The following is a 23944-nucleotide window of genomic DNA, read 5'->3' on the forward strand; positions in this document are numbered from 1 at the left end:
CACTTGCGGAACCGATCACGTCCAGTGGGTTGCGGTATACCGGCTGCCGCCGCAATCTCTAATACGGGACCGGGCGGCTGCCCGATCGTGAAGAGTGTGAACGTGCTGGTTTTCCGCAGTTTCCAGGAGGCGTAGTGGAGGGCACGCCCTTCGGCAGGTACCGGCTCGTTGAGTTGATCGGCCGCGGCGGCATGGGTGAGGTGTGGAAGGCGTTTGACACCGCGACCCGCCGCGTCGTGGCCGTGAAGGTGCTGCCGGCGCAGCTGGCCGCCGACCCCGTCTTCGAGGAACGGTTTCGGCACGAGGCCTTCGCCGCAGCGGGTCTGAACAACCCGCACGTCGTTCCCATTCACAACTTCGGCGAGATCGAGGGCCGGCTTTATGTGGACATGCGACTGATCGAGGGCCAAGACCTGGAGCACGTCCTCGCCGCTGGACCGATGGAACCCGCGCGGGCGGTGAAGATCATCGAGCAGATCGCGTCGGCGCTCAACGCCGCCCACAAGATCGGGCTCGTGCACCGGGACGTGAAGCCGTCCAACATCCTCGTCGCCGAGGACGACTTCTCGTATCTGATCGATTTCGGCATCGCGCGCGCCGCCGGAGAGACGAAGCTGACCGCCACCGGCAACGTGGTCGGCACGTGGCCGTACATGGCACCCGAACGGTTCACCACCGGCCAAAGCGATACTCGTTCCGACATCTACGCATTGACCTGTGTGCTCTACGAATGCCTGACGTCCAGCCGGCCGTTCCCGGGCGAGAGCGTCGAACAGCAGATCGCCGGCCACCTCACGGCCCCGCCACCGCGTCCCTCGATCAAGCGGAAGGACGTCTCGCCCGAACTGGACGCGGTGATCGCCGCCGGGATGGCCAAGGACCCCGAGGACCGCTACCCCACGACGACGGAGATGGCCCGCGCGGCGCAGGCGGCGATCGCCAACGGCGGCCGGACTCAGCGGACGAAACCCGGTTCGCGTCAAACGGCACCCGGGGCAGCACCACTGGCTCCGACGAAGGGCTTCCAGGACGAAGACACCGAGAAGCACTGGCACAAGGAGAAGCCCCGGCGGACCGAACAAGTGGAACCGGCCGCGGATGCGACACAGGCCCGACCGGCCGCGGATCCGTCGCCGGCCGCGGATGCGACCCAGGCACGCCCGGCCGAGCAGGGTGAGAAGGCGTGGGCGTCGACGACAGCGCAACCGGCCCAACCTGGATGGGCACCCACTCAAGCCGGGACGCCCGACCATGTCGCCCAGGCGTGGGCACCCACGCACCTTGGGGCACCGGGCCAGCTGGACGAAAGTGCGGCCGCTCCCACCCAGGCTCAACCGGCGCAGACTCCACCGGCGCAGTCGCCACCCACTGGGCCCGATACCGGCCGGCAGCGGGGTGACGACGATGCGCCGTTGCCTTGGTACAAGCGCACGGCGATCGTCGTTCCCATTGCCCTCGTGATGATCTTCGCCGCCGTCGGCACGATCCTCGTCGTGCTCGGCGGTGATGAGGAGTCCGCGCCCGGCAGCAGCGCACCACCGCCGGGCGCGGGACCCAACGGGACGTTCGCCGCCACGTTCGGCGCGCCAACGCAGCCCAATGGTCAACCGTTCCAGAATGCGTCGGGCGGCAATGAGACGTGGGTGATCAAGTCGGCCTGCGAAGACGGCAGTGATAAGTGCGTGGCGAGCGCGACGAAGCTGGATGGATCTGTCACCGCCGCAACGGCATTGGTGCTCGACGAGGTGGACGGTCGCTGGGAGGCGGTGAACACGAAAGAAGGCAAGTGCGGGAGTGCCGCGTCGACGGAGGTCTGGGAGACGATGTCGCTGCAGTCACAGCCCGACGGGTCACTCAAGGGCGAGTTCATCGTCCGGTCGACGGACCCCAACTGCGCCAGCAACCGACCGGTGACGTTCACGCGCACGGGAGACCCGCAGAGCGGTGTCTCGGTCGTCGACCCCGCTACCCTGCCCGCCCGGGTGGCCTCGCCCGCAGAGGCACTGTACGGCCGCTATCAGGAGGTCGACACCTATAAGGACGGCAACCGCAGCGCCGACGTGAGCTTCGACATCACGACGTACTGCCTTCGCACCGGCGACCGCTGCCTGAGCTACTGGGCCAACCCGGACAGCGCCAAGATCCTCACCTTCGCCAAGAATCAGTTCGTCTTGGCGAACAGGATCTCGGATTCAACGTGTGAGAAGGGTGGCGCCGCCCGCCGCGAGATCACCCTGCAGTACCCACTGCCAACGCCCGCGCAGGATCCGATCACCCTGCTCACGGGAAATGGTCATTACACGGTGACCGGCGCGTGCCCCTTCGACAGCGACTTCGACTCCCGGGTCGAGCGCACCGGGGACTAGACGAGTCCGGCGACGAAGGTCGCCGCCTGATCGGTCATTCCGGGGACGTACTGATGGTGCGGGGCACGGTTGCTCAGGTCACCGGTGTCGCAGATCGGATCCTGCGGGTTGCACAGGTCGATGGTCCTGGCGCCGAACCCGGGGCTGAGGACGTTCAGCGGACCCATGACCCTGCCCAGCGGATTGCCGAATACGGCGACAGCGGCGACACGGTTCGCCACGTCCGGCGGCATCGGCCTCGCGAGAGCGTTGAGGTCCAGACCGGGGATGGCATTCAAACCCGGAATCGCACTCACGCCGGAGATCGCGGAAACGTTCGGGGCGACACCCAACATCAGGTCGACGACGGCCGCGCCCTGCGAGAATCCGCCGAGGACCAACTTGGTGTTCGGACAGGTATTCGCCATGAACTGGGCGTGGTTGTTCGCGTCGGTGGCCCCGTCGGCGGCGCGGAGGAAGTTGAAGGTGGCGGCGTAGTTCACCGCGTATACGCCGACGCTTCTGGGCGCGACCTTGGGACGTAGAGCGTCGACGAATCCCTGGCCGACAAGCCCGATTCCGGGCGGGTCGTTGGTGCCGCGGGCGAAGATCACCTCGATGTCGGGACACCCCTGGGCCGTCGCCGTCGGAATGCCGTTGGGCGCGAACGATATTGCGGCGACAGTCAGTGCGGCCGCGAGTAGACGAATCGGTAGCCGGCGCAGTCGCGCCGCGTCGGTTGCCATCTACCGATGGTAGACAGGCAATTCACAACGTGGGACGAATCTGGCCCGCAGGGGGACTTAGGCGCCCGTGCCGCCACCGCATTGCCGCCTTTTTGCCTGGCCGTACCCAAGGCGGCTCCCCAGGCATCTTCGGGTGCCAGATCCTTCCAGGCCATGCTCACCTGCAATCATGCAGCTGGTTGAGCTCTGCCATGCGGCAAGTTTCGGGCGAAAACTCGCCGCATTTGTTGGGTCCAGCGGCGGCCAGTCGATATCGCTCGACGCCAAATGCGATTCGGCTGATCGCGATTTCGCCCTAGTCAAACGTGCCTGTGTACCGACCGTTCTTGTACTGGTCAATGTGCAGCACGCCGCTGGAGTCTGTGTAGCTGCACTCCGAGTACCTGTTGCCATCCGGTCCTACGCTCGTCGAGTACTTGCCTCCCGCGGATTTGCATTCGGACTTGATGGTGCCCTCGGGAAGTGCGCTGGCAAGTGGACTTGCCCCCAACGCGATGCCCGTCATGAACGCAGCTGCGGCAACGCCGAGACCGATTCGAGTCAGGATGGTGGATGTCATGAGATTCTCCTCGTCTTGGCCCCAAAGGCGAGCCGGTTGCCGGAGATCGTATGAAGGCTGCAGGGTCGCCTGATATCCCCATGGAAGCCACAGTTTTCAGCCCACTTGGATAGGCCAGGCTTGCCCAGAGGTAAGGGAGCCGAGGCTAGGGTTCCTGGCCGTCCTTGACCGGGTTGCCATCCTCGTCCCAGTTCGCCGCCACCTTCTTGCTCGGCTGCACCCGGGGTGGCTCGCCGGGCATCTTCGGGTAGCTCGGCGGGTACGGCATGTCCCCGAGGTCCCGCTCCTCCTCGTCCGCCTTGACCATCTCGAGCAGCTTCTCGAGCGACTGCGCCGTCTTGTCGATGTCCGCCCACGGATCCGGCCGCCCCGCAACGAAGTCCGGCACCGTCGAAATGGTGTAGTCGTCCGGATCGGCGTCGCGGAGCTCATCCCACGTCAGGGGCGTCGACACCGTCGCGATCGGGGTCTTGCGCGCCGAATACGCCGAGGCGAAGGTGCGGTCGCGGGCGTTCTGGTTGTAGTCGATGAAGATCCGCTTCCCGCGTTCCTCTTTCCACCACGACGTCGTCACCGCCTTAGGTGCCCGCCGCTCCACCTCCCTGGCCAACGCGATCCCCGCGCGTCGCACCGCGATGAAATCCCAATCCGGTTTGATCCGCAGGAAGATGTGCACGCCGCGGCCCCCCGAGGTCTTCGGATAGCCCACCAGCCCAAGTTCGTCGAGCAGCGGCTTCAAAATGTCCACCGCGACCTCGCGGGCCTCCTTGAAGGCGGTGCCCGGCTGCGGGTCCAGATCGATGCGCAGTTCGTCGGGGTGTTCGGTGTCGGGGCAGCGCACCTGCCACGGATGCAAAGTGACGGTGCCCATCTGTGCGGCCCAGGCGATCGCCGACGGGTGAGTCACCTTGAGCGCGTCGGCCGTTCGACCCGACGGGAAGGTCACGGTGCAGGTTTCCAGATAGTCGGGATGCTTCTGCGGCACCCGCTTCTGGTAGATCTCCTCGCCGTCGATGCCGTCGGGAAAGCGCTGCAGGTGCGTGGGCCGGTCTCGCAGCGCGGCCAGCATCGGACCCGAGGCGACGGCCAGGTAATAGTCGAAGAGCTTGCCCTTGGTGCCGTTCTCACCCAGCTTCGGGAAGTACGGCTTGTCACGGTTGGTCAACCGGACCTTGACGCCGTCGACGTCGATTTCTTCTGCAGGCGTTGCCATTACGTCGACTCCAACACGTCGTAGAGGTCGTAGTTCAGGGGCACATCAAGCTGGTCGAAGGTGCAGCTCGAGGGCTCGCGGTCGGGACGCCAGCGCATGAACTTGACTGCATGGCGGAACCTCTTGCCGTGCACCGTGTTTCCCTCCATCTGGTCGTAGGCGACCTCGCAGACCTTCTCCGGCCGCACCGGGACCCACCGCTTGTCCGCCGCGGAGTTCCACCTGCTCGGGTCGCCGTCACGCATTTCGTCACCCTCGCGCAGCGGCTCCAGCTCGCTCAGCAGCTTGATCCGGTCCTTGACGGTGAACGCGGCTGCCCCACCGACCATCTGGAGTTCGCCGTCATCCCGGTAGAGCCCGAGCAGGATCGACCCGATACCTTCGCCGCTCTTGTGGATCCGGTACCCCATAGCCACACAGTCGGCATCGCGGGCGTGCTTGACCTTCACCATCTCCCGTTTACCCGGCAGATACGGGCCGTCGAGCCGTTTGGCGATGATTCCGTCGAGACCCGCGCCCTCGAAGGTTTCGAGCCACTGCGCGCCCTGCTCCGGGTCCTCGGTAGTACGCGTGACATGGCACCACCGCTTCTCGTTCACCGCATCGGACAGCGCTTCGCGGCGGATCCGGAACGGCTCCTTGAGAAGCGACGCGTCACCGGCGGCGAGTGCGTCGAATCCGATGAAGTGCGCGGGCGTCTGTTCGGACAGCATTTTGATGCGGCTGGCGGCCGGATGGATGCGCTGGGACAGCGACTCCCAATCCAGCCGCATGCGGCCGTCGATCTCCCGGGGAACGACGACCTCGCCGTCGAGCACGCAACGCGGCGCCAGTTCGTCGCGAAGCGCCTCCACCAATTCAGGGAAGTATCTGCCGAGGTCCTTACCGCTGCGCGAGAGCACGACGATCTCGTCGCCGTCGCGGAACACCAGCGCACGGAAGCCGTCCCACTTCGGCTCGTAGGACCAGACGCCCGCGTCAGTCGGGACCTTGGCCTGCGCTTTCGCGAGCATCGGCTCAAGCGGCGGCTGCACGGGGAGATCCACTCCACCCATTATTACGTCCATGACACGTCAGACCTCCGACTACCGGCAATGTCATCGGGCTTGTCCGCGTGAGACATCACGTGATACACATGTCTCAGCATGTGTTCCAGCTAATGTTTCAGCATGAACCCAGACAAGAAGGCTCCGCCCGTGACCTCAGCGACCGTGACAATTCGTCGCACGCTGGATGCGCGCCAGGTCGACGTGCGCACGCGGATCCTGAAAGCAGCACGTGAGCTGATCCATACGCAGGGGCATGAGACCGTCGGCATGGAGACCATCGCGGCTGCCGCAGGCGTGTCGAGGGCAACGATGTATCGCTACTTCGCCTCAAAGGAGCACGTCGTCTGCGACGCGGCGTTGGCTTGGGGGCATGAGCTCGCGACCCGCATCCCACAGGCGATTGCGACCGCTGCCGGACCCAAGTCGCCCATCGAGGTCGCCATCGAGCACGTCGTTCGGGAGGCCGCGACGGATCTGCCCATGGTGCGGGCGACGATGTCCTCGGTGTTGGCGCTGGGCCCGGTCGCGGATGAATTCCGCCTCGGCGTACGCCAGATGTTCACCGCGCTGACCGCCGGTGCCGAGGTGCCTCCCGAGCTGGACGCGTCGTTGACGTTGCTCGGACGCGTCTTCTACGCCGACCTGGCGCTGCTCAGTGTCGGTGACATCACCGTCGAACAGTGCATCGATGAACTGCGCACCGCGGCCCGACGGATCCTGATCTAGCCCACACACTAGGAGAGTGATGAACGAGTCAGCGCTGCAACCGATTTGGGACTGGATGGTGGAGCGAATCGGGGTGGGGTTCTTCGAGTTCCCGCTATACTTCCTGCCCGTCGTCGTCGCTGTGGTGCTGGTGACCGGAGTGTTCTTCTCGGTGCTGGACGTCGCCGTCTATCGGAAGATCCCCGCCAGGACCGCCTGGCTGGACGGTCTGCGGGTGATGTCCACCTACATCGGTTCGGCGGCACTGCTGCTCGCGCTCAACGCCAAATTTCATCCGTGGACCATCGACGTACCAAGCGCTGCACCGACACTGGTGACCTTCGGGGCCCAGGTCGCGCTGCTGATGGTCATCGGGGAGTTCCTCACCTACTGGTGGCATCGACTGGAGCACGGCAACAGATTCGTCTTCAAGTATGTGCACTATCTGCACCATCGGGTCGAATCACCCCTGACGATCTGGACCAACTTCGTTGTCCATCCCGTCGAAGGGCTGATGGTGATGCTGTGCCTGTACGTGCCGCCGCTGGTACTCGGGGTGCACCCCCTGGTGATGGTCGCCTACGCGATTGCGAACACGACGGCGATGGTGATCACCCACTGCGGCTACGACATTCGCTTCTACCCGGGTTGGCTGCTGCCCCCCAATGTCGCCCACGAACTGCACCACTCCAACAAGCGACCCACAAACCTGTCCGTCGTGATGAGCTTCGGCGACAAGCTCTTCGGTACCTACAAAGCGCCCACCAGGTCGGACAGGCCGGCAGCGAAATGGAAGGCGCCAATTACCTCCGGGTAAGCCACCTGGCCCGGTCGACGGTCCTGGGTGCAGGATCGACGTGTGTCGATATCCCCGCTCCACGATCCCGACTGGCGCGCCTTTGCCAGCGACAACTACGCAGGCGCGCATCCGGAGGTTCTCGCCGCGATCGCCGCGGCCAACGGCGGTCACCAGGTCGCCTACGGCGAAGACCGATACACCGCCAGACTGGCCGAGGTGATCCGCACCCACTTCGGTGCCCGTGCCGAGACGTTCCCGGTCTTCAACGGCACCGGCGCCAACGTCGTCGCCCTCACCAGCATGTTGCCGCGCTGGGGCGCGGTCGTGACTGCGACGAGTGCGCACATCCACACCGACGAGGCCGGCGCTCCTGAGCGGATGACCGGTCTCAAACTGCTCACCGTCCCCACACCGGACGGCAAGCTCACACCCGAGCTGGTCGCGCGCGAGGCGTGGGGCTGGGGCGACGAACACCGCGCGCAGCCGTTGGCCGTCAGCATCACGCAGACCACCGAACTGGGCACCCGCTACACACCGGACGAGGTGCGGGCCGTCTCCGACTACGCACACCAGCACGGCATGGCGGTCCATATGGACGGCGCCCGCCTGTGGAATGCCGCCGCAGCGCTCGGCGTGCCGTTTCGGGAGTTCACGGTCGACGCCGGCGTGGACATCCTGAGCCTGGGCGGCACCAAGAACGGACTCCTCGGCGCGGAGGCAATCGTCGTGCTCGACCCGGACCGCGCCACCGGGCTGATCTACCTCCGCAAGCTCACCATGCAGCTGTCGAGCAAGATGCGGTTCGCGTCCGCGCAGCTGCTCGCTCTCTTCGATGACGATCTGGGCGTGCGCAGCGCGGCCCACGCGAACGCTATGGCGCAGCGGTTGCGCACCGCGCTCGAGGCCGACGGCACATTGGGCGAGCTGGCTTTCACACAGGACACCCAGGCGAACGCCGTCTTCGCGACCGTGCCGAACGACGTCGCCGACCGGATCCGCGAGCGGGCGCGCTTCTACGACTGGGACCGCGCGCGGGGCGAGGTCCGCTGGATGACCTCGTGGGACACCACACCCGAGGACGTCGACCGCTTCGTCTCGATCGTCGCCGAAGAGTTCGCGCGCCGGAAAGTAAGCCGTTGACGGGCACCCACTTCGCCGGCGTCGTGGACGCGGTCCGTCGTGGCGAAAAGACCTCCGACGTCGCCACCGCCGAACTGTTGGCCACGCTGACGGACAAGGAGCTGTTGTGGCTGCTCGACGGTGACAAGGCGCTACTGGAGTCCGTTGTTGACGGTGCGCGGACGCGGACGAACTTCCTCGCGGTGACAGCGGGCCGCATCGACCGCGTCGGAATCCCCGGGCTCCGTTTCACCGACGGCCCTCGCGGTGTCGGCATCGCCCCGGCCACCAGCTTTCCGGTGGCCATCGCACGCGCGGCCACCTGGGACGTCGACGTCGAACGGTGCGTCGGTGCCGCGATCGGTGCCGAGGCGCGTGCTCTTGGCGCCAACTTCTGGGGTGGACTCTGCATCAACGTCGCGCCCTTTCCCGGCTGGGGTCGCGCCCAGGAGTCCTACGGGGAAGATCCGTTCCTGCTCGGCGAAATGGGTTCGGCGGCAATCGAAGGCGCCCGGCCATGGGTGATCACCAGCGTGAAACATTTCGCCCTCAACTCCATGGAGGAAGCTCGATTCCAGATCGACGTCCGGGTGCCGGAGGACGTCCTCCACGAGAGATACCTGCCGCACTTTCGGCGCACGGTCGAGGCCGGTGTCGATTCCGTGATGTCTGCCTACAACTCGGTCAATGGACAGTGGGCCGGCGAAAATCGACACCTGCTGACCGAAATCCTGCGCGATCAATGGGGTTTCACCGGTTTCGTGCACACCGACTGGGTCTGGGGTCTGCGCCATCCGGTCGAATCGGTCGCGGCCGGCCAAGACGTCGAGATGCCGTTTCGGCAGCAGCGCGCCCATGCGCTGCCGGCGGCGTTGCGTTCCGGGGAGTTGAAGCGCGACGACGTGCTGCGGGCCTGCGCCAGGATCCTGCGCACCCAGATCGAATTCGCCGGGCGAGCCCGCCCGACGCCCCCGCGCTCCGTGGTGGCCGGCGCCGAACATCGCGCGCTGGCCCGTGAGGTGGCTCACCGCGCGACGGTCCTGCTTCGCAACGAAAGTGTGGATGGCACACCGCTCTTACCACTCGACGAACAGACTCTTCGACGCGTCGCGGTGTTGGGCCGGCTCGCCGACCGACCCAACCTGGGTGACACCGGATCGTCGAATGTCAGGCCGCGCAACACCGTTTCGGTACTGCAGGGTCTGCGCGAACAGCTCGGCAGTCACCGCGTCGTCACGACAGATCCGGGTGATGCGGATGTCGCTGTGGTCGTTGTCGGCCTGACGCCGAAAGACGAAGGCGAGGCATTGATCGCGCTCGGGCCCGACACGATGCAGTTGTTCGGTGGGATCATGCGTCGGCCGCGGGTTGCCAAAATCGTCAGCGCGGTCTTCAACTTCTCGCAACGCTGGTGGACCTTCGGTGGTGATCGGTCCGATCTACGTCTGCACGACGAGGATGTGGCGCTGATCCGCGCCGTCGCGGCCACCAATCCGCGGACCGTGGTGATCGTCATCGGGGGAGGCACCGTCGTCGTCGACCCGTGGGACCGCGACGTCGCCGCACTCCTCATGGCGTGGTACCCCGGCATGGAGGGCGGTCGCGCACTTGCCGACGTCCTCCTCGGAGATGCCGAGCCGACAGGGCGGATGCCCGTCACCATCCCAAGACAGCAATCACAACTGCCGCAAGTGGATTGGCGGGCGCGCGCGGTGACCTACGACCGTTGGTGGGGTCAGCGCAAGCTCGACCACGACGACGTGCGGGCGGCGTACCCGCTGGGCTTCGGCCTGGGCTACACGACGTTCACCACAACGGACCTGACGCTCGGGCCCGTCCATGACGAAAGCTTCGAAGCGAGGGTGACGGTGACCAACACCGGTGATCGCGACGGTCGTCATGTCGTCCAGGTGTATGCGGTGCGCCCGGTCGACGGGCGGCCGGTGCGCCATCTCGTCGGTTTCAGCTCGATCGCGGTGCCAACCGGTGCGAGTACGTCCGTCGCTGTCCAGTGCTCGACGCGACCCCTGCAGCGCTGGAACCCAGACGGCTTCGTGCTTGACGACGGCGACATCACCGTCGAAGCCGGCGCCTACTCCGGCGATCCGGATGCATGCCGGATACCGCTGGGGCCACTGACCTCAGAACCGGCGAATGACGACCGCGCAGCCACCACGGGGACAATGGAGTGATGCGACTGCCCGTGATGCCGCCGGTGTCACCGATGCTGGCCAAGGCGGTCAAGTCGATTCCGCCGGGCGCGTCCTATGAGCCGAAGTGGGACGGGTTCCGGTCGATCTGCTTCCGCGACGACTTCGACGTCGAGCTCGGCAGCCGCAACGAGCGCCCACTGACCAGGTATTTCCCTGAGCTCGTCGCGGCCGTCCGCGCGGAGCTCCCGATGCGCTGCGTCGTCGACGGCGAGATTGTGATCGCCACCGACGACGGCCTCGATTTCGAGGCGCTGCAGCAGCGCATCCACCCGGCCGAGTCGCGCGTACTGATGCTGGCCAAGAAGACTCCCGCGTCGTTCATCGCCTTCGACCTGCTGGCCCTCGACGACGAGGACTACACGTCGAGGCCGTTCAGCGAGCGGCGCGCCGCACTGGTTGACGCGTTGGCGGGCTCCGGCCCGTCGATTCACGTCACGCCCGCAACCACCGACCTGCCGACCGCGCACCGCTGGTTCACCGAGTTCGAGGGTGCGGGTCTGGACGGCCTGATCGCCAAGCCGCTGACCGTCACCTATCAGCCCGACAAGCGCGTCATGTACAAGATCAAGCCCGAGCGCACCGCGGACTGCGTCGTCGCCGGCTACCGGGTGCACAAGTCGAGCGACGAAGCGATCGGTTCGCTGCTGCTCGGCCTGTACAAGGACGACGACACGCTGGCATCGGTGGGCGTGATCGGCGCATTCCCGATGGCCAGGCGACGCGAACTGTTCACCGAATTGCAATCGCTCGTAACAACATTCGACGATCATCCGTGGAACTGGGCCGCCCACATGTCCGGGGAACGCACCCCGCGCCGCAACGAGGGGTCGCGCTGGAACGCGGGCAAGGACCTTTCGTTCGTACCGCTGCGACCCGAGCGGGTCGTCGAGGTGCGCTACGACCACATGGAGGGCGAGCGGTTCCGGCACACCGCGCAGTTCAACCGCTGGCGGCCCGATCGCGACCCGCGATCGTGCACCTACGAACAACTCGAACAGCCGGTCACCTTCAGCCTCGCCGATATCGTCCCGGGGCTGGCGGCGGGCCCCGGCGTTTAGCCGCGCCCGCGATCGGGCAGATAGGAACCTCATGACTTTGCACGCGGTCATCTCCGGCGCCGGCATCGCCGGACCCGCTCTGGCCCATCAACTCACTGCCCACGGTTGGCGTACCACCGTCATCGAACGCTTCCCGCAGCGGCGCGACGAGGGGCAGAACGTCGACATCCGGGGCGCCGCCCGCGAGGTCGTGCGCCGCATGGGCCTCGACACCGAGATCCGGGCAGCCAACACGACCGAGGTGGGCACGCGCTTCGTCAGGCCGGACGGTTCGGCAGCGGCGTCATTCCCGGTTTCTCCCAACGGAAATGACGGCCCCACAGCCGAGTTGGAGATACTGCGCGGAGAGTTGTCGCGCATCTTCATCGAGCACACGCGCGATCGAACCGATTACCGCTTCGACTCCCGCATCGCCGACGTCAGCGACCACGGCGACCACGTCGTGGTCGCGCTCGAGGACGGCGGCTCGCTGGAGGCCGACGTCCTCGTCATCGCCGAGGGGTTGCACTCGCGATCCCGCCGGTTCGTCACGTCCGCCGATGTCACCAACTTCGGGATGTACTTGGCGTACGCGACCATCCCGCGCACCGACGACGACGACCGCTGGTGGAATTGGCAGCACGCCACCGGTCACCGCGCCGTGCACCTGCGGCCCGACAACCTGGGCACCACGCGCGCGATCCTGTCCTTCATGTCCGACGTTCGCGGTTTCGACGACCTCGACCGGGCCGCGCAGCTCATCATCCTGCGACGCACGTTCGACGACGTCGGAGGAGCCGCTCCGCGGGTGCTCGATGCCCTTGACGACGGTGCGCCGATGTACTTCTCGACCGTCGGCCGGGTGCAGCCATCCAGGTGGAGCAACGGCAGGGTCACTCTGCTGGGAGACGCCGCGTTCTGCAACGCCACGTTCGGCGGCGCCGGAACCAGCTTGGCGCTCATCGGCGCCTATATCCTCGCCGGTGAGCTCGCCGCCACCGACGACATCAACTCGGCGCTGGGTCGGTATCAGGCGCTGATGCGACCGTTCGTCGGCACCGCCCCGAAGGTGCGGGAGGGCGCCCTGCGCCTGGCGAATCCACGTACGCGCAACGGCATTCGCCTTTTGCATGCGGGCGCCGGCGTGGTCGCTGGCCCGATCGGCAAAGCACTTTCCCGGTTGACCGCGGTGGCCAACATCGGTGGGGACGCCGCGCAACTGCCCGAATACCCGCCCGCCCCGCTGCCGGTGCCCGAGAAACGGTGACCGAGAAGCCCGATTCGTGTGATGCTCGCACAGTGATGATCCGCATGACGGCGGCGACGACCGCCATGATCGCGGCGGCGGTCGGGATGGCCAGCCCCGCGTCGGCCGACGATCGGCTCGATGGTGAGTACACCTTCATCAACGGTCCGACGTCGAACACGTGGAGCATCACCACGCAGTGCAACGCCGAGGTGACCTGCGGCGGGACGATTTCGACGTCCACCGGACTGCTCGAGCAGATCACCCGGATAGCCGGCGGTCCGTGGACGATCGAGCGCACTGACGTCCCGAACGGCCGGGTCTGTCCCAACGGCGGCACCGGTCCGGCGGACCTGATGTATTCGTTCGACCCCGCGACCCTTGTGGGTGCCGTCAGCTTCCGCTCCAAGCCCGGTGTGTGCGGCGACCCTGACTGGACCAGCGGCCAGAACCCGATCAGCCTCGTGAAGGTGTAGTCGAGAGGTCACGAGTCCCGCTGCGGCGTGGTCGATCAGTCGTGTTTGGTCTCGTATCGCAGCAGCACAATGCCGCCCGGGAAGGTGCGGTTCTCCACGAGTCGCAGCGAGATCCACGACGGCAAAGTCGGGAAGAACGGGGTGCCGCCGCCCACGGCGGTGGGCGCCACCACCATCCGGTACTCGTCCACCAGTCCGGCCTGCACGATCGGGGCGGCCAGCGTCGCGCCGGCCACCTCCAAGATGCCGTCGGTTTCGGCTTTCAGCTTCGTCACCACCTCGACCGGGTCACCACGTTCCAACCGGGAGTTCCAGTCGACGGACTCCAACGTGCGCGAGAACACGACCTTGGGCAGGTCGCGCCAAAGCTGGGCGAAGTCGACGGTCAGCGGGGTGGCGTCCGGGTCCTCATCAGCGCTCGGCCAGTAATCGGACATCTGTTCGTAGAGCCGCCGCCCATAGAACGACAGGGCGGTCTCCCGCTCGAAGTCGTTCCAGTACTGGTGCAGTTCGTCGCTCGGATCGGACCAGTCGATGTTGCCTTGCGCGTCGGCGATGTACCCGTCCACCGACACGTTGAAGCCATAGATGAGTTTGCCCATGGAGATCAGACTGCACCGGAGGGCAGAACTCATCCCGACGCCACGCGAGATATTCGGTGTCGCCGTCGCGTTCACTCCCTTAGTCTCGTTGCATGAACTGGCGATGTTGATTTAGACCGCTAGCGGGCCAACGACGTCACCGCCGCTTGGCCGGCGTCTTGTACGCGTACCTGTTTCTCGACGATTTCGTGCTGCTGTACCCGGTGTACACGCTGCTGTTCAGCGACACCGGACTGTCGGTATGGCAGATTTCGTCGCTGTTCGTCATCTGGTCGGTGTCCAGCCTCGCGCTCGAAGTGCCCTCGGGCGCGTGGGCGGACGCGACCTCACGCCGCAGGCTGTTGATCGCGGGTCCGCTGCTGACGGCCGTCGCGTTCACGTTGTGGGTGGCGGCTCCCGGCTACTGGGTGTTCGCGCTCGGCTTCGTGCTCTGGGGCCTCAAGTCGGCGCTGACGTCCGGCGCGTTGGAGGCACTCGTCTACGAGGAACTGCAGCGACTGCAGGCGACAGGTGAATACGCCACCCTGATGGGACGCGGACAGGTCGCCGGCGTTCTGGCCGCGACGTGTTCGGGTGCAGTCGCGGCACCGATCATCTCGGTCGGCGGTTTCGCGGCGGTCGGCGCGGCCAGCGTCGTCGCGTCGGTGCTGGCGTCTGTCGTTGCGATATTGTTCCCGGAGTATCGGATTCGCAAGATCGACGAGCCCGAGCTCAGCTGGGCGGACACGTTGGCGGCTGGGACGCGAGAAGCCAGGCGGTCAGCTCCCGTCCGCGCCGCGGTGATCCTCGTCGCGGTCGTCGGATCGGTGTGGGGTGCGCTCGATGAGTACACCCCGTTGCTGATCGAGAGCGGCGGCGTCTCGGCCGCCGACGTCTCGCTGCTGATGGTGGTCGTCTGGGCGGGCGCATCGGCGGGCGGTCTGGCCGCGGGACGGGTGGCGCGCTGGGGATCGACGGCGTTCGCGGCGCTCGTCGGTGTGGGCGCGGTTCTGATGGCCGCGGGTGCCCTGACGCAACATCCACTCGGCGTGGTCGCTCTCGCGGCCGCGTTCGGCGTCTTCCAATGCGCCACCATCGTCGCCGATGCCCGCCTGCAGAACAGCATCGCCGGACCGGCCAGGGCGACCGTCACCTCGCTGGCGGGCATGTCGACCGACGTCGCGACGCTCGCCGTCTACGGCAGCTACGCCGCGTTGGTCGATCTCAGCGGCCACCCGGGGGCATTCGCGCTGCTGATGCTTCCGTACCTGGCAATGGCCTTATGGGTGCGACGTCGACCGCGTCAAGATCCGATATGGGAGTGCGGCTAGCTAGATTGCGAGGGTGAGCGCAGGCAGGTTCGCCCCGAGCCCATCTGCCGATCTGCACATCGGCAACCTGCGCACCGCGGTGCTCGCGTGGTTGTTCGCCCGTTCGACTGGACGCCGATTCCTCATGCGCGTCGATGATCTCGACGACCGCACGTTCACCGATATCGCCAACCGCCAACTCGACGACCTGACCGCCATCGGCCTCACCTGGGATGAGCCTGCGGAGTGGCAGACCCAGCACGCCGCTCGCTACGACGGCGCCATAGATGTGCTCTTCGACCGCGGATTGCTCTACGAATGCTATTGCAGCCGAAAGGATATCGCTCAGGCGCCACGCGCGCCGCACGCACCGCAGGGCGCATATCCGGGAACCTGCCGCGACCTCACCGACGCCGAACGCTCCGAGAGACGCGCGCGACTGGGACGGCCGCCCGCGCTGCGGCTGCGCACCGACACGGGAGCTGGCTTGCCGGCACCGCCGGCGGTCACGCACACCGTGCACGACCTGCTGCACGGCGACTACACCGGAATCGTCGACGACTTCGTGGTCCGCCGCGGCGACGGTGTCGCGGCATACAACCTGGCCGTCGTGGTGGACGACGCGGCGCAGGGCATCGACCAGGTGGTGCGCGGTGACGACCTGCTGTCGTCGTCGCCGCGTCAGGCGTACCTCGCCGCACTGCTCGGGTATCCGGAGCCGACGTACGCGCACGTGGCCCTGGTCCTGAACTCCGACGGCGCGCGGCTGGCCAAACGCGACGGCGCCATCACGCTCGCCGAGATCGGCGTCGAACGGGCCATCACCCAGATCGCCGATTCCCTTGGCTACCAAGCGAGCACCGTAGAGGAGATGCTGCCGCAGTTCGACCCGTCGAAGCTGCCCCGCCGGCCCTGGATCTACCGCCCGTAGCCGCCGAACGCCGCCCATAGCCGCCGAACGTGGGTTACCCGCACGCTTTGAGTGCCTCAAGTGTGCGGGTAACCCACGTTCGCGCTCGTCACTCGACCGGCGAGCGGCCGTTCGACGCCCGCTTCGCGGCGGCGAGCAGCTCGTCGCGGAACTGCGGATGTGCGATCGCGGCCAGTGCCTCCCCGCGCTCCGCGACCGTCCTGCCCTCCAACTCGGCCGCCCCGTACTCGGTGATGATCACGTCGACATGATGGCGCGGCGTGGTGATCACCGCTCCGGGACCGAACCACGGCACGATCCGCGACTGCAGGTTTCCGTCCTTCTCGTAGGTCGACGGCAGGCAGATCAGCGACCGGTCCGACAGCTCGAGCCCCACACCCGCCACGAAGTCCTCGGCGCCGCCGATACCGCTGAACTGGTCGCCGTTGATCGTGTCCGCGACGACCTGACCTTGAATGTCGACGGCCAACCCCCCATTGACCGAGACCATGTGGGTGTTGGCGGAGATCACCTCCGGTGAGTTGACGATCTCGACCGGCAGAAACGCGACGTCGGAGTTCTCGTTCAGCCAGGTGTAGAGCTCAGCGGAGCCGAACGCGAACGTCGTCACGCTCACCCCCTTGTAGACGCCTTTGCGCGCGTTGGAGATCTTTCCCGCCTGGTGCAGACGCATACAGCCGTCGGTGAACATCTCACTGTGCAGCCCGTAGTCGCCGCCGTCGCCCTCGGCCAGCAGCGTGGCGATCTGGTTGGGAATCGAGCCGATGCCCGTCTGCAGCGTCGCGCCGGACGGGACGAACTCGACGGCGTGGCGGGCGATCGCCTTGTCCGCCTCGGTGGGCGGCGCGTCACCGCCGGGCAGCGCGAGCGGCGCGTCGGTGGAGTGCACAAGGATGTCGATCTCGTCGACGTGCAGCGCGTGCCGATGCTCGTCACCCAACCCGAACGTGCGCGGGTAGGCATCGGACACCTCGACGACGAGTAGCCGGTCGGAATCGGCTCCGGCGCGGTGCAATTCGCCGATCGTGCCGCCGGCGTGCAGTGACAGCGAGCACCAGCCGTCGGCATCGGGTGGCGCCGCTACCGTGGTCATCACGCGCGGGCGCTGGCGTTCGAGCAGTGGCCCGAACCGCCGGAAGTCCGCGGGAGTAAAGGCGATGTCGGCGCCGCCGTCGCGCAGCGCGCGCTCGAGGGGGCCGAAGAATCCCGACAGATAGCGAACGCCCTTGCGCGAGAACAGTTCGGTGAGTACCGCGATCAACGCTCCGTAGACGCGCAGGTCGGTCCAGTCGTCACGTTCGCCGAGCGCGCGCAGGAACGCGGGCGGCTGACCGGGACCCAGTGGGATCCCCAACGTGTCGGCGGTCTGAATACGCGCGGCGGCCTGCTCGGCGCTGAGCTCCTCGGGCATGGCGCTAGCCAACCACACCCGCCTCAGCCTGAGCCGAACTATTGGTCGACCGGCGCGCGGTTGCTAACGTCCGGAAGTGCACCGTCTATCAAGATCGTTCCTCGCGGTACTCGTACTGGCGGCGCTGCTGCTGACGGCATGCGGCTCGTCGGGGAGCGATAGCAGCGACCCCATCAAATCGTCGGGCGTGCTACGCGTGGGCACCGAAGGTGTTTATCCCCCGTATTCGTTCCACGACCCGAAACAGGGCGGACAACTCGCCGGCTATGACGTCGACGTCGCGAGGGCGGTCGCCGAAAGATTGGGCGTAGAGGTCGAATTCGTCGAAACGCCGTGGGACGCCATGTTCGCGGCCCTGGAGGCCGACCGCTTCGACATCGTCGCCAACGAGGTCACGATCAGCGAGGAACGCAAACAGAAGTACGACCTCTCCGAGCCGTACTCGATCTCCCAGGGCGTGATTGTCACCCGCAAGGACGACAACTCGATCAACTCGGTGGCGGACCTGAAGGGCAAGCGGTCCGCGCAGAACCCCACCAGCAATTGGGCCGAGATCGCGCGCAACGCCGGCGCGGAGGTCGTGTCCGTCAACGGATTCTCCGAAGCGATCACCGTGCTCAACGACGGCCGGGTGGACGCCGTGATCAATGACAGCATCACGGTGCTCGCCTATCAGGCCGAACACCCCGACGCACCGCTCAAGGTGACCACCATTCCCGACGAACGCGGCGAGCAGGCGTTCGCGGCCCGCAAGGACAGTGGGCTGCTGCCGGAGCTGAACACCGCACTCGACGAGCTGCGCGCCGACGGCACCCTGACCAAGATCTCGGAGAAGTACCTCGACGTCGATCTGTCCAAGGCGGGGCCGACGAGCACCTGGCAGCTCATCGGAGACAATCTTTGGCCGCTGGCGCGGGCCGCGATCGAGAAAACGATTCCGCTGACGATCATCAGCTTCGTGATCGGCCTGGCGATCGCACTCGTCGTCGCGCTGGCGCGACTGTCGTCCAACGTCGCCGTCGCGGGACTGGCGCGGTTCTACATCTCGATCATTCGTGGCACGCCGCTGCTCGTGCAGCTGTTCATCGTGTTCTATGCGCTGCCGCAGATCGGGGTGAAGATCGACCCGTTCCTCGCGGCGGTCATCGCGTTCTCGCTGAACGTCGGTGGTTATGCCGCCGAGATCATCCGTTCGGCGATCCTGAGCATTCCGAAGGGACAGTGGGAGGCCGCCGAGACCATCGGCCTCGATTACGTTGGCGCGCTTCGGCGGATCATCCTGCCACAGGCCACCCGGGTTGCGGTGCCGCCGCTGTCGAACACTCTGATCTCACTGGTCAAGGACACGTCGTTGGCGTCGACGATCCTGGTCACCGAACTGTTCAGGACCGCGCAGAACGTCGCCGCACCGACCTTCGAGTTCTTCGCGCTGTACGGCACCGCGGCGTTGTACTACTGGATCATCTGCCTGGTGCTGTCGTTCGCCCAGAACCGATATGAGCGCCGACTGGAGAGGTATGTCGCACGATGACCGAATACCGTGTGAAGGCGGAAGGCGTACAGAAAGCCTTCGGAGACAACAAGGTTCTCACCGATGTGTCGTTCGATGTGGCCCAAGGCTCGGTCACGGCCATCATCGGCCCGTCCGGCTCAGGGAAGACGACGCTACTGCGGGCGCTCAACGCGCTGGACGTCCCCGATGCCGGTGTGATCCGTGTCGGCGAGATCGAGATCGACTTCGCCAAACCGGTGGCCAAGGATCAGCTGCGCCGTTACCGGGCACAGAGTGGCTTTGTGTTCCAGTCGCACAACCTTTTTCCCCACAAGACGGTGCTGCAGAACATCACCGAGGGCCCGATCGTCGTGCAGAAGCGGCCAAAGGACGAGGCGGCGGCTGAAGCTGTCGCGCTGCTCGATCAAGTGGGGCTCGCCGAGAAGAAGGACCAGTTCCCCTTTCAGTTGTCCGGCGGACAGCAGCAGCGGGTCGGGATCGCGCGCGCCCTGGCGCTCAAGCCGAAGGTCGTGCTGTTCGACGAGCCGACGTCGGCGCTCGACCCCGAGTTGGTCGGCGAGGTGCTGTCGGTGATCAAGGACCTGGCCGTCGAAGGCTGGACTCTGGTGATCGTCACCCACGAAATCCAGTTCGCCAGGCAGGTTTCCGACCAGGTGCTGTTCACCGACGGCGGCGTCATCCTCGAAAAGGGGCCGCCGTCAGAGGTCATCGGCAATCCGAAGGAAGAACGCACCCGTCAGTTCCTGGACCGAATTCTGAACCCGCTCTAGTTCAGAGCTCCTGTGGGCGGGACTGCGCGCGACCGCTTTTGTACGGCAATTTCCGGCGCGTCGGTGTACAAACACGGTCCGTCGCGGTGGTGGGGGTACAGGCAAGGATTCCGCAGCAGATTTCGTCTATCTCAACTCAAAGCGAAGCACTGTGAGAAGGTTGGCCGATGGTGCAGCCATCGACCATGGAATCGGACGTCATCGTCGTCGGAGCGGGACTCTCCGGCATGATCGCGGCACGAAAGCTGCTCGGGGCGGGACTCGCGCCGCTGGTCCTGGAGGCCGACGAACGGGTCGGTGGGCGGATCCTCACTCAAGAGGTGATGCCCGGGGTGCCGGTCGAACTCGGCGCCCAATGGATCGGCGACACGCATGAACGGATGTTCCGGCTGGCGGCCGAACTCGGGGTCGAGACGTATCCGCAGTACGACCAGGGCGAGACGTCCTACGAGCTCGTCGACTCCGGGGTGTTGCGCGAGAACGAGTTTCACTCCCGCTTCGAGTCGGAGCTGCAGGAGCTCGCACTGGTACTGAAACGGCTCGACGTGCTGGCCGCGGACGTTCCAGTCGAGGCGCCCTGGACGGCGCCGCGGGCGCTGGAGTGGGACGCCTTCACCGCCGGCGCTTGGTATGACGCGCAGGGCCTTTCACCGGTGGCTCGCAATCTGCTGGAGATCTGCACCGTCGGCATCCTTGCGGTCCCCACTGCCGAGGTGTCCTTCCTGCATCTGCTGTTCACCATCAAGACCTGTGGTGTGACGTCGGAGTTGTTCGCCGAATCCGAGGGCGGCGCGCAGACGACGCGTTTCGTCGGCGGCACCAGTGAGATCCCGAATCGGCTGGCGGCGCTGATCTCCGATCACATCATGCTCGACGTGCCCGTCCAGCTGATCGAGCACACCGCCGACAGCGTCACCGTGCACTGCCGCGGCGGGGTCGTCGCCCGCGGTCGGCGTGCGATCGTCGCGATCTCGCCGACGCTGGCCGGACGCATCATGTACGACCCGCCGCTGTCCGGCATTCGGGACCAGCTGACGCAGCGGCTACCCAATGGCTCGGCGATGAAGGCATTCTTCATCTACGACGAACCGTTCTGGCGCAGGGACGGATTCAACGGTCAGCTCATCTCCGATCTCGGTCCGGCCCGCATGTCCAACGACACGTGTATCCCCGGCGACGATCACGGCGTGATCCTGCTGTTCCTCGAGGGCGATCAAGCCCGGACGTGCGGTCGGCTGCCAGAGAACGAACGCCGCGAAGCGCTGACCGCCGAACTCGTGCGCCACTACGGCAGCAGGGCAGCCAAACCCGAGTTCTACGTCGACGGTGAATGGTCGGAGCGACAGTGGACCCGCGGCTGCTACAACGCCAATCACGGGCCGCACGTATGGACCACCTACGGCCCGGCACTCACGACGCCGATCGGCGCTATCCATTGGGCGTCAACCGATACCGCGACGTACTGGAGTGCGTACATGGAAGGCGCGGTCGACGCCGGCGAGCGGGCAGCGGCGGCCGTCATCGCCGAACTCACTTAGATTTCGGTGTCGTGAGTCGCGCTCAGCGCGACCGGCTACACCGAATTCGCAAAGTTACGACGAGTAGTAGCGGCCGAGGACGTCGGCGCGCAGCTCGTCGAACTCACCCGCCCTGATCGCCGCGCGGATCTGGTCGACCATCCGGACGACAAACCGCTCGTTGTGGATCGTGCACAGCGTCGCGGACAGGATCTCCTTGGCCTTGAACAGGTGATGCAGGTAGGCCCGGGTGTAGTTCGCGCAGGTGTAGCAGTCGCATTCGGTGTCGATCGGCGTGAAGTCGCGACGGTAGCGCGCATTGGTGACGTTGAAACGCCCGCCACTCGAGTACACCGCGGCGTTGCGCGCCACCCGCGACGGCGACACGCAGTCGAAAGTGTCCGCGCCCGCGGCGACGGCGTCGAACAAGTCGTCGGGCTCGCTGATGCCCAGCAGGTGTCGCGGTTTGTCGTCGGGCAGCTCACTGGTGACCCAGCCGACGATGGTGGCCAGGTTCTGCTTCTCCAGCGCCCCGCCGATGCCGTAGCCGTCAAAGCCGATGCCGTCGTCGCCGACGATCTGCGTCAGCCCGCGCGTCGCCTGACGCCGCAGGTCCTCATATTGAGCGCCCTGCACGACGCCGAACAACGCCTGCGGCGGTCTATCCGGGTTCGCAGCACTGCGCCGACGGTGTTCGACCACGCACCGGACCGCCCACTCGTGGGTGCGCTGCACCGACCGCTCCTGATAGCCGCGGGTGTTCACCAGCGTCGTCAGCTCGTCGAACGCGAAGATGATGTCCGCCCCGAGCTGGTGCTGGATCTGGATCGAGACCTCGGGGGTGAAGCGGTGGGTGGACCCGTCTAGATGCGATCGGAACGTCACCCCGTCGTCGTCGACGTTGGCGAGCCGTTCCTTGCCTTCGGCGATGATGTCGTCGGCTTGGACGCGCTCGGTGTCCATCGCCAGCACCTTGCGGAAACCCGCCCCCAGCGACAGCACCTGGAATCCACCGCTGTCGGTGAATGTGGGGCCCGGCCAGTTCATGAATTCGCCGAGACCGCCGGCCTCCGCGACGATATCGGACCCCGGTTGCAGGTAGAGATGGTAGGCGTTGGCCAAAATAGCTTGTGCACCAAGACTCTTCATGGTCTCGGGCAGCACCGCCTTGACCGTCGCCTGGGTTCCGACGGGGATGAAGGCCGGAGTGTGAATGTCTCCGTGCGGAGTTCGGATCACACCCGCGCGACCGGCCCGGCCGGGCAGTTCGGCGTCGACGCTGAAAAACGGCGCCGACGAGTCTCTCGGACGAGGAGTATTCGGCGCGGTCACGCCGTAGATTCTGCACTGTGAGGACTCACGTGCTGGCTACCGCAGCTACCGCACTCGCGCTAGCGGGTTGCTCGTCAGGCCCTCCGGAGTTCCAACCGGGGCCTGGCATGCTCGTCGCAGGCACGGCCCAGGTAACCGTCAACGGCGAGGATGCGGGCACCACAGACGCGGTGCAGTGCTCCTCGACCGGAACACTCACCACCATCACCACCGGCGACGACGCCAGCGGCGTCACCGCGATGATCTCCAATAAAGACCAGCTCACCGCCGAATCGGTGGCTATCCGAGACCTCGGCGGCTTCACCGGGAGCTACAACGCCGGGTTAGGTGACACCGCGAAGGTCACGATGACCGGGCGTACCTACGACATCTCCGGAACCGCCGACGGCTTCGAGACCGACAACCCCAGCTTCCGTAAGCCGGGCACATTTTCGCTCAAAGTGTCTTGTTAGCTGCCCCCATGCGGCACATTCCGAACACGCCACGTTTTCGTTCAATCCGATGACCGCGGGGGTGCCGCGCACCATACTGGCCGAGATGATCCGCCGATCTTGACGGGTCGCGCCGACATAAAGGAGAACAGTGGTGAAGCGTGGATTCGTGGTCGCCTTGGGCAGCATGGCCATCCTCGTCGCGGGTCTGTCCGGGTGTTCATCGGAAGACAAGAAGTCCGAGACGACCGGCGAGACCTCGTCTGCTGCTTCAGCGGAGGGTAAGTCCACCGTCACGATCGACGGGAAGGACCAGGCTGTTCAGGGCACGGTCGTCTGCAGCTCGATGGGCGGCAACATGAACATCGCGATCGGCGACGCCGCCACCGGAATTGCCGCGGTGGTCAGCGAGGGCGATGAGCCCACGGTGCAGTCGGTCGGTCTGGGCAACGTCAACGGCGTGACCCTGGGCTACCAGAGCGGATCGGGCCAGGGAGAGGCCAAGGTCGAGAAGGACGGCAACACCTACAAGATTTCCGGCACCGCCACCGGTGTCGACATGGCCAACCCGTTGCAGCCGGTGAACAAGCCATTCGAGATGGAGGTCAGCTGCCCGTAGTCGAGGCATACCAAGTGCGCTC

General features: G+C 66.1%; 22 protein-coding genes. 15 read left to right on the top strand and 7 right to left on the bottom strand.

Going from position 1 to position 23944, the window contains the following annotated elements; genetic code table 11:
* Positions 1–134: 134 nt before the first annotated feature.
* Positions 135–2366, top strand: coding sequence for a serine/threonine-protein kinase (locus G6N42_RS20215; protein WP_163731971.1), 2232 nt, complete (start codon positions 135–137; stop codon positions 2364–2366).
* On the opposite strand, the gene G6N42_RS20220 is transcribed toward G6N42_RS20215, so the two are convergent.
* From G6N42_RS20220 to G6N42_RS20235, 4 genes are all read right to left on the bottom strand, one after another.
* A complete protein-coding gene (locus G6N42_RS20220; protein WP_163731973.1) occupies positions 2363–3091 on the bottom strand; it encodes a cutinase family protein in 729 nt (242 codons plus the stop codon). The genes G6N42_RS20215 and G6N42_RS20220 overlap by 4 nt on opposite strands.
* A gap of 295 nt (positions 3092–3386) precedes the next feature.
* On the bottom strand, positions 3387–3650 hold the full coding sequence (locus G6N42_RS20225) for a hypothetical protein (protein ID WP_163731975.1): 264 nt from the start codon (positions 3648–3650) through the stop codon (positions 3387–3389).
* A gap of 145 nt (positions 3651–3795) precedes the next feature.
* On the bottom strand, positions 3796–4863 hold the full coding sequence (ligD, locus tag G6N42_RS20230) for a non-homologous end-joining DNA ligase (protein ID WP_163731977.1): 1068 nt from the start codon (positions 4861–4863) through the stop codon (positions 3796–3798).
* Entirely contained in the window at positions 4863–5918 is a 1056-nt protein-coding gene (locus G6N42_RS20235; protein WP_163731979.1) for an ATP-dependent DNA ligase, read from the bottom strand. Before G6N42_RS20235 ends, ligD begins: the two co-directional genes overlap by 1 nt.
* A 114-nt stretch (positions 5919–6032) precedes the next feature.
* Between G6N42_RS20235 and G6N42_RS20240 the strand changes: the two genes are divergently transcribed.
* From G6N42_RS20240 to G6N42_RS20270, 7 genes are read left to right on the top strand one after another with little or no spacing between them, the layout of a single operon-like run.
* Entirely contained in the window at positions 6033–6638 is a 606-nt protein-coding gene (locus tag G6N42_RS20240) for a TetR/AcrR family transcriptional regulator (protein ID WP_163731981.1), read from the top strand.
* A 19-nt stretch (positions 6639–6657) separates the two neighbouring features.
* Positions 6658–7434, top strand: a complete 777-nt coding sequence (locus G6N42_RS20245) for a sterol desaturase family protein (protein WP_232076203.1) — start codon at positions 6658–6660, stop codon at positions 7432–7434.
* Positions 7435–7476: 42 nt separating this feature from the next.
* Positions 7477–8556, top strand: a complete 1080-nt coding sequence (locus tag G6N42_RS20250) for a threonine aldolase family protein (RefSeq protein WP_163731985.1) — start codon at positions 7477–7479, stop codon at positions 8554–8556.
* Complete coding sequence (locus G6N42_RS20255; RefSeq protein ID WP_163731987.1) at positions 8553–10727, top strand: beta-glucosidase; 2175 nt, start codon at positions 8553–8555, stop codon at positions 10725–10727. The genes G6N42_RS20250 and G6N42_RS20255 overlap by 4 nt, the downstream gene beginning before the upstream one ends.
* Positions 10727–11806 (top strand): ATP-dependent DNA ligase, encoded by a 1080-nt coding sequence (locus tag G6N42_RS20260; protein WP_163731989.1) that lies wholly within the window; start codon positions 10727–10729, stop codon positions 11804–11806. Before G6N42_RS20255 ends, G6N42_RS20260 begins: the two co-directional genes overlap by 1 nt.
* 31 nt (positions 11807–11837) lie before the next feature.
* Positions 11838–13052 (top strand): FAD-dependent monooxygenase, encoded by a 1215-nt coding sequence (locus tag G6N42_RS20265; protein WP_163731991.1) that lies wholly within the window; start codon positions 11838–11840, stop codon positions 13050–13052.
* 44 nt (positions 13053–13096) lie between these two features.
* Entirely contained in the window at positions 13097–13507 is a 411-nt protein-coding gene (locus G6N42_RS20270; RefSeq protein ID WP_232076204.1) for a hypothetical protein, read from the top strand.
* A 35-nt stretch (positions 13508–13542) separates the two neighbouring features.
* Here G6N42_RS20270 and G6N42_RS20275 read toward each other — a convergent pair whose 3' ends face one another.
* Positions 13543–14109, bottom strand: coding sequence for a dihydrofolate reductase family protein (locus tag G6N42_RS20275; protein ID WP_163731994.1), 567 nt, complete (start codon positions 14107–14109; stop codon positions 13543–13545).
* A 146-nt stretch (positions 14110–14255) separates the two neighbouring features.
* Here G6N42_RS20275 and G6N42_RS20280 point away from each other — a divergent pair, with 146 nt between their 5' ends.
* Together G6N42_RS20280 and gluQRS are read left to right on the top strand one after the other, a co-directional pair.
* Entirely contained in the window at positions 14256–15419 is a 1164-nt protein-coding gene (locus G6N42_RS20280) for an MFS transporter (protein WP_174262121.1), read from the top strand.
* A gap of 13 nt (positions 15420–15432) precedes the next feature.
* Entirely contained in the window at positions 15433–16329 is an 897-nt protein-coding gene (gluQRS, locus tag G6N42_RS20285; RefSeq protein ID WP_163731996.1) for a tRNA glutamyl-Q(34) synthetase GluQRS, read from the top strand.
* An 88-nt stretch (positions 16330–16417) separates the two neighbouring features.
* Here the strand turns inward: gluQRS and G6N42_RS20290 are convergent, their stop codons facing one another.
* Positions 16418–17740, bottom strand: a complete 1323-nt coding sequence (locus tag G6N42_RS20290) for an acetyl-CoA hydrolase/transferase family protein (protein WP_163732000.1) — start codon at positions 17738–17740, stop codon at positions 16418–16420.
* 76 nt (positions 17741–17816) lie between these two features.
* On the opposite strand from G6N42_RS20290, the gene G6N42_RS20295 reads away from it, so the two are divergent.
* The 3 genes from G6N42_RS20295 (at position 17817) to G6N42_RS20305 (ending at position 21561) form a co-directional block, all read left to right on the top strand.
* The gene (locus tag G6N42_RS20295) at positions 17817–19271 is read left to right on the top strand and encodes an ABC transporter permease subunit (RefSeq protein ID WP_163732003.1); all 1455 of its coding nucleotides are present in this window, start codon (positions 17817–17819) and stop codon (positions 19269–19271) included.
* Positions 19268–20023, top strand: a complete 756-nt coding sequence (locus G6N42_RS20300) for an amino acid ABC transporter ATP-binding protein (protein ID WP_163732006.1) — start codon at positions 19268–19270, stop codon at positions 20021–20023. Before G6N42_RS20295 ends, G6N42_RS20300 begins: the two co-directional genes overlap by 4 nt.
* A gap of 167 nt (positions 20024–20190) precedes the next feature.
* The gene (locus G6N42_RS20305) at positions 20191–21561 is read left to right on the top strand and encodes a flavin monoamine oxidase family protein (protein WP_163732009.1); all 1371 of its coding nucleotides are present in this window, start codon (positions 20191–20193) and stop codon (positions 21559–21561) included.
* A gap of 54 nt (positions 21562–21615) precedes the next feature.
* On the opposite strand, the gene tgt is transcribed toward G6N42_RS20305, so the two are convergent.
* Entirely contained in the window at positions 21616–22872 is a 1257-nt protein-coding gene (tgt, locus tag G6N42_RS20310) for a tRNA guanosine(34) transglycosylase Tgt (RefSeq protein ID WP_163732012.1), read from the bottom strand.
* A 17-nt stretch (positions 22873–22889) separates the two neighbouring features.
* Between tgt and G6N42_RS20315 the strand changes: the two genes are divergently transcribed.
* Positions 22890–23324, top strand: coding sequence for a lipoprotein LpqH (locus tag G6N42_RS20315; RefSeq protein ID WP_232076205.1), 435 nt, complete (start codon positions 22890–22892; stop codon positions 23322–23324).
* A 133-nt stretch (positions 23325–23457) separates the two neighbouring features.
* Entirely contained in the window at positions 23458–23922 is a 465-nt protein-coding gene (locus G6N42_RS20320) for a lipoprotein LpqH (protein ID WP_163732015.1), read from the top strand.
* Positions 23923–23944: the final 22 nt, after the last annotated feature.

The organism is Mycobacterium gallinarum (assembly GCF_010726765.1).
GTDB classification, from domain to species: domain Bacteria; phylum Actinomycetota; class Actinomycetes; order Mycobacteriales; family Mycobacteriaceae; genus Mycobacterium; species Mycobacterium gallinarum.